The organism is uncultured Shimia sp. (assembly GCF_947498095.1).
Taxonomy (GTDB): domain Bacteria; phylum Pseudomonadota; class Alphaproteobacteria; order Rhodobacterales; family Rhodobacteraceae; genus Shimia.
The window spans coordinates 1-2950 of sequence record NZ_CANMJE010000034.1 but is presented as its reverse complement, the minus strand read 5'-3'; the positions used below and the strand labels follow the sequence as shown (position 1 = coordinate 2950).

Sequence of the window (2950 nt, the reverse complement as noted above, 5' to 3'; positions counted from 1 at the left end):
ATTGGGGATGTTTGGTAGTTTTTAGTGTCCTAGGATGATGACACCGAAGAGGACGAATGCAGCGATGAAGATGGTTTCTGCGACGATGAGGGCGATGGCTTGTCCGCCGACGTCGAGGATGCGTTTGAGGGATGTTTTCATGCCGACGGCGGCGATGGAGACCAACAGCGCCCAGCGGCTGAGGCTGGACATGGCCTCGACGACGACTTTGGGGATCAAGCCCAGTGAGTTCAGCGTGGCAAAGATCAGGAAGCCCACGACAAAGGTCGGCAGGATCGGCGGGCGGCTGTCACCTTTGGGGCCCTCTTCGCTCATGCGGCGCACCAGCACCGAGATCACCAGCACCACGGGCGCCAGCATGGCAACGCGGATCAGCTTGACCATGGTGGCCACTTCACCGGTCTGCTCTGAGACCGAGAACCCGGCGCCAACCACCTGTGCGACGTCGTGGATGGTGCCGCCGAGGAACACGCCCGAGACCTCATCGTTAAAGGCGAATGTGTCGGTCAGGATCGGATAGACGATCATCGCGAGGGTCGACAGAACGGTGACCGAGAGCACGGTAAAGATCAGGTTGCGCTCGGACTGTTCGTTCTTGGGCAGGACAGCGGCAATCGCCATCGCCGCCGAAGCGCCGCAAATGGCCACCGACCCACCGGTCAACAGGCCAAAGCGCCAGCCACGCCCGAGAAGGCGCGCGCCCAAGAGGCCGAACAGGATGGTCAGGATCACCGCCAGCACCACCACGGCGATCAGCTTGGGGCCAAGGCCCACCATCAGTTCAACCGAGATCCGTGCGCCCAGAAGCGCCACGCCCAGACGCAGCACCGTGCGGGCCGTGAACTCGATCCCCGCCTTGCAGCCCCCGGCGTCATCCTCGGCCAGAAAGTGGAACGCGATGCCCAGCAAGAGCGCCATCAGCATGGCCGGGGCGCCATAATGTTCCGACAGGAACTGTGCGGCCGCCGCGATCACCGCAGAGACCAGAATCCCATGACCATTGCGTCCGACAAAAGCACGCACACCCTGCGGCGACAGCGCAGAAACATTCAAACCCGACATCGGTTCAGCCTTACTTTGCTTTGGAACAGATGTGCCTCTCCGACGGGCGGAGAGGCACGGAAAGATCGGGGCGCACAAAAGAGGGAGAAGAGGCGCCCCGACAGGGGAGTTAAGCAGCGCTGTTCTTGCGCATATCCGCGGCATCAATGCCCGCAACCGAGACCGGCTTCTTCATCGCGTCGCGGCGGAAGGGTTCACCCAGTTCCTGGTTCAAGAGAACTTCGATGAAAGTGGTCTTGCCCTCTTTCATCTGGCGGGTGACCGCCTTGTTCAGCTCATCCGTCAGCTCTTCCATCGAGGTGACGGCCACGCCTTCGACGCCACAGGCCTTGGCGATGCCCGCATAGCTGACCTCGGTCGAGAGCTCGGTGCCGACAAAGTTGTCGTCAAACCACAGCGTCGTGTTGCGCTTTTCCGCGCCCCACTGGTAGTTGCGGAAGATCACCATGGTGATGGCTGGCCAGTCATCGCGCTGCACCGACACCATCTCGTTCATCGAGATGCCAAAGGCGCCGTCACCGGCAAAGCCGACAACCGGTGTGTCCGGACAGGCGATCTTGGCGCCGCAGATGGCCGGGAAGCCGTATCCACAGGGACCAAACAGGCCGGGGGCCAGGTATTTGCGGGTGTCTTCAAAGGTCGGATAGGCGTTGCCGATGGCACAGTTGTTGCCGATGTCGGAACTGATGATTGCCTCTTTCGGCAGCGCGGCCTGAATCGCACGCCATGCCATACGGGGGCTCATCTTTTCCGGCTCGCGGCCACGGGCACGCTCGTTCCAGGTGGTGCCCGGATCGTCGTCTTCGTGGTCCATCGAGGTCAGCGCCTGGGCCCAGGCCGACTTGGTCTTGGAGATCAGCTCTTTGCGGTCTGAACGGCCCGCGTCACCGGCACTGTCGGCCAGTTGCGACAGGATGCCCTGCGCCACCTGCTTGGCGTCGCCAACGATGCCGACCGAGACCGGCTTGGTCAGGCCAATGCGGTCCGGGTTGATGTCGACCTGGATGATCTTGGCCTCGGACGGCCAGTAATCAATGCCATAGCCCGGCAGGGTCGAGAACGGGTTCAGACGCGTGCCCAGTGCCAGAACGACGTCGGCCTTGGAGATCAACTCCATCCCGGCCTTGGAGCCGTTATAGCCCAGAGGCCCGGCAAACAGCGGGTGCGAGCCGGGGAAGGCGTCGTTGTGCTGGTAACCCACGCAGACCGGCGCATCCAGACGCTCGGCCAGCGCCATCGAGTCGCCGATCGCATCGCCCAGAACCACGCCTGCGCCGTTCAGGATCACCGGGAACTTGGCCTCTGACAGCAGCTTGGCCGCTTCCGTCACCGCCTGCGCGCCGCCTGCGGGGCGTTCAAACTCAACAATGGCCGGCAGATCGATGTCGATCACCTGGGTCCAGTAATCCCGTGGGATGTTGATCTGCGCCGGCGCCGAGGCGCGCTTGGCCTGCAGGATCACGCGGTTCAGAACTTCGGCCATGCGGGTCGGGTCGCGCACTTCTTCCTGATAGGCGACCATGTCTTCCAAGAGCGCCATTTGTTCCACTTCCTGGAACCCACCCTGACCGAGGGTCTTGTTGGCGGCCTGAGGCGTCACAACCAACAGCGGCGTGTGGTTCCAATAGGCGGTCTTGATCGGGGTCACGAGGCTGGTGATGCCGGGGCCGTTCTGGGCCACCATCATCGACATATTGCCCGACGCGCGGGTGAAGCCATCCGCCATCATCCCGGCGTTGCACTCATGCGCACAGTCAAAAAACTTGATCCCCGCCGCTGGAAACAAATCCGAAATCGGCATCATCGCCGACCCGATAATCCCAAATGCATGGTCAATACCATGCATCTGCAAAACTTTTACAAAAGCTTCTTCGGTCGTCATCTTCAT

General features: G+C 61.9%; 2 protein-coding genes. Both read right to left on the bottom strand.

All coding sequences use genetic code 11. The annotated features are described in order from the left end of the window. Window positions 1–21 precede the first annotated feature (21 nt). Entirely contained in the window at window positions 22–1062 is a 1041-nt protein-coding gene (locus tag Q0932_RS20430) for a YeiH family protein (RefSeq protein WP_299357096.1), read from the bottom strand. Between the two features lie 109 nt (window positions 1063–1171). Next, window positions 1172–2950: sulfoacetaldehyde acetyltransferase (xsc, locus tag Q0932_RS20425; RefSeq protein WP_299357093.1), on the bottom strand; the 1779-nt coding region annotated here is incomplete at its 5' end.

Bases quoted from the DNA above. Each gene is read 5' to 3' on its own strand.
- Q0932_RS20430 (WP_299357096.1), bottom strand. From the start codon at position 1,062: ATGTCGGGTTTGAATGTTTCTGCGCTGTCGCCGCAGGGTGTGCGTGCT.